Source organism: Candidatus Agathobaculum pullicola (genome assembly GCF_052117205.1).
In the GTDB taxonomy this organism is placed as follows: domain Bacteria; phylum Bacillota; class Clostridia; order Oscillospirales; family Butyricicoccaceae; genus Agathobaculum; species Agathobaculum pullicola.
Genome location: NZ_JBQKJP010000129.1, coordinates 1 through 424, shown reverse-complemented (window position 1 = coordinate 424; position 424 = coordinate 1). Strand labels below are relative to the sequence as shown.

Sequence of the window (424 nt, the reverse complement as noted above, 5' to 3'; positions counted from 1 at the left end):
TGCGATGCGCCCCCATATGCGCGCCAGCTTATGCTGTGATGCGTTGCGCGATGCAGTTTCCCGCTATGGCTATCAAACCGGTTTGATCCTTCATTCTGATCATGGCAGCCAGTACACCAGCCAGGAATACCGTACGCTGCTCGCTCAGCATGAATCCATTCGTCAAAGTATGGGACGCACACATTGCTGTTTTGACAATGCGCGAATGGAGAGCTTTTTTGCGACGCTCAAAAAGGAGTTGATTTATCGGCTTCACTGCGTTTCAATGAAACGGGAACAGGTTCGACAGTTGATTTTTCGCTGGATCGAAACGTATTACAACCGCCTCCGACGCAACACCGCCAACGAGAATAATCTGCCTCCACTTGTTAAACGTTTGCGGTGGATAAAAAATCGGAGTCAGGTCGCTTGATGAAGTAAGTTG

1 protein-coding gene is annotated in these 424 nt (G+C 49.3%); it reads left to right on the top strand.

What is annotated here, in order from left to right:
• A partial coding sequence (locus tag ACTQ3V_RS15730) for a DDE-type integrase/transposase/recombinase (protein ID WP_441468307.1) occupies positions 1 to 412 on the top strand: 412 nt, incomplete at its 5' end.
• Positions 413 to 424: the final 12 nt, after the last annotated feature.